This window comes from Kineococcus vitellinus, from assembly GCF_009906315.1.
GTDB lineage: Bacteria > Actinomycetota > Actinomycetes > Actinomycetales > Kineococcaceae > Kineococcus > Kineococcus vitellinus.
Genome location: NZ_JAAALL010000439.1, coordinates 1 through 2498 on the forward strand (window position 1 = coordinate 1; position 2498 = coordinate 2498).

General features: G+C 75.0%; 3 protein-coding genes. 1 reads left to right on the forward strand and 2 read right to left on the reverse strand.

Translation table 11 applies throughout. The features are described from left to right. Positions 1-1129: Clp protease N-terminal domain-containing protein (locus GTQ99_RS22115; RefSeq protein ID WP_166617840.1), on the reverse strand; the 1129-nt coding region annotated here is incomplete at its 3' end. Between the two features lie 257 nt (positions 1130-1386). Here GTQ99_RS22115 and GTQ99_RS22120 point away from each other — a divergent pair. Further along, positions 1387-2253: a dihydrodipicolinate synthase family protein gene (locus GTQ99_RS22120; protein WP_166617841.1), complete on the forward strand. Its 867-nt coding sequence runs from the start codon at positions 1387-1389 to the stop codon at positions 2251-2253. 29 nt (positions 2254-2282) lie between these two features. Here the strand turns inward: GTQ99_RS22120 and GTQ99_RS22125 are convergent. Continuing rightward, positions 2283-2498 (reverse strand): hypothetical protein (locus GTQ99_RS22125; RefSeq protein WP_166617842.1); only part of this gene is annotated, 216 nt, incomplete at its 5' end.

Sequence of the window (2498 nt, forward strand, 5' to 3'; positions counted from 1 at the left end):
CCAGCGCGGCGTCGGTGATGGAGACGCGGTGGTGGGCCTCGTAGCGGTCGCGCAGGCCCTTGAGGATCTCGATGGCGTGCGCCAGCGTCGGCTCGGGGACCTGGATGGGCTGGAAGCGCCGCTCCAGGGCCGGGTCCTTCTCGATGTACTTGCGGAACTCGTCGATGGTCGTCGCACCCACGGTCTGCAGCTCGCCGCGGGCCAGCATGGGCTTGAGGATGCTGGCCGCGTCGATGGCGCCCTCGGCGGCGCCGGCCCCGACGAGGGTGTGGATCTCGTCGATGAACAGGATGATGTCCCCGCGGGTGCGGATCTCCTTGAGGACCTTCTTGAGGCGCTCCTCGAAGTCGCCGCGGTAGCGCGAGCCCGCCACCAGGGCGCCCAGGTCCAGCGTGTAGATCTGCTTGTCGCGGAGCGTCTCGGGGACCTCCCCCTTGACGATCGCCTGCGCGAGGCCCTCCACCACGGCCGTCTTGCCGACACCGGCCTCGCCGATGAGCATCGGGTTGTTCTTGGTGCGCCGCGAGAGCACCTGCATGACGCGCTCGATCTGCGGCTCCCGGCCGATCACCGGGTCCAGCTTGCCCTCGCGGGCGGCCTGGGTGAGGTTGCGGCCGAACTGGTCGAGCACCAGCGAGCCGGACGGGGTGCCCTCCTGGGGCCCGCTGCTCGCGGCCTCCGGCTCCTTGCCCTGGTAGCCGGACAGCAGCTGGATGACCTGCTGGCGGACCCGGTCGAGGTCGGCGCCCAGCTTGACCAGGACCTGGGCGGCGACGCCCTCGCCCTCGCGGATCAGCCCGAGCAGGATGTGCTCGGTGCCGATGTAGTTGTGCCCGAGCTGCAGCGCCTCGCGCAGCGACAGCTCCAGCACCTTCTTGGCGCGGGGGGTGAAGGGGATGTGACCGGACGGGGCCTGCTGGCCCTGCCCGATGATCTCCTGGACCTGGCCGCGGACGGCGTCCAGGGAGATGCCCAGCGACTCCATCGCCTTCGCGGCGACGCCTTCGCCCTCGTGGATCAGGCCCAGCAGGACGTGCTCGGTCCCGATGTAGTTGTGGTTGAGCATCCGGGCCTCTTCCTGGGCCAGGACGACGACCCGCCGGGCGCGGTCGGTGAACCTCTCGAACATCTCAGTCTCCTCGAGACCAGTGACTCAACGGATGTCTCACCGCGCGGCTCCGCTGCTCCGCACCGCGCGGATGGAACGTCCTCCGTCTCTCGAGACCACCGCCGGGCGCACGGGCGCACGACGCTCCTCTGCCCCCCAGTGTGGTGCACCCCGCCGCCCGCAGCGATCCATGTCCGCCTTTTCCCCCCGCAGCGAACACGCCGGCGGCCGTGCCACCGCTCCCGCGGGTGATCGCGCTCGTGCGGTAGGAACGGGTCGTGTTCACCGGACTGTGCGCCTTCCCGATGACCCCGATGGACGAGGACGGCGTCGACGAGCGCGCCTTCGGCGCCCTCGTGGCGCGGCTGCGCGCCGCGCGGGTCGACGCCGTCGGGGCGCTGGGCTCCACGGGCGGCTACCCCTACCTGGACCGCGCCCAGCGCGCCCGCCTGGCCCGGCGGGCGGTCGCCGAGGCCGGAGACGTCCCGGTGCTCGTGGGCATCGGCGCGCTGCGCACGGCGCAGGTGCTCGCCCTGGCCGAGGACGCCCAGGCCGCGGGGGCCGCGGCGGTGCTGCTGCCGCCGCTGTCCTACCAGCCGCTGACCCCGGACGAGGTGCTCGGCCTCTACGAGGACGTGACCGCGCAGCTCTCGGTGCCGCTGTGCGTGTACGACAACCCCACCACGACGGGCTTCACCTTCACCGACGAGCTGCACGGCGCGGTCGCGCACCTGCCCGGTGTCGCGGCGCTGAAGATCCCCGCGGTGCCCGCCGACCCGGCCGCGGCGCGCGAGCGGGTGGACCGGCTGCGCGCGCTCGTCCCCGCGGGGGTGCGGATCGGCGTCAGCGGCGACGCCTCCGCGGCGACCGGGCTGCGGGCGGGGTGCGACCTGTGGTTCTCCGTCGTCGGCGGGCTCTTCCCCGAGGCCGCCCGGCGGGTGGTCGAGGACCCGGCCGCGGCCGGGCGCCTGCTCCCGCTGTGGGAGCTCTTCGCCCGCCACGGCAGCCTGCGGGTGGTCGCGGCCGCGGCCGGGCACCTGGGCCTCACCGGCCGCCCGAGCCTGCCGCGACCGCTGCGGGAGCTGGACGGCCCGGCCCGCGAGGAGGTCGTCGAGGTCCTGCGGGCGACGGGGCTCGCCGGCTGACGGCGCCCCGCCCGGCCCGGCGGGCCCCGTCAGGCGGCCCGGTGCGCGCTCGGCCGGCGGAGCGCGCGGTGCTCGTGCAGCTCGACGACGTCCGCGCGCTCGCGGGCGGCGCGCTCCGCCCGCACGAGCAGGCCGGTCGCCTCGCCGAACCGGGCACCGCGCGGGGCCACGAGCAGCTCCTGCCCGCGACCCTCCCGCGCGGCCCGCCCGGCCACGGCCATCGCGGCGAGCGCGAGCAGCCCGCC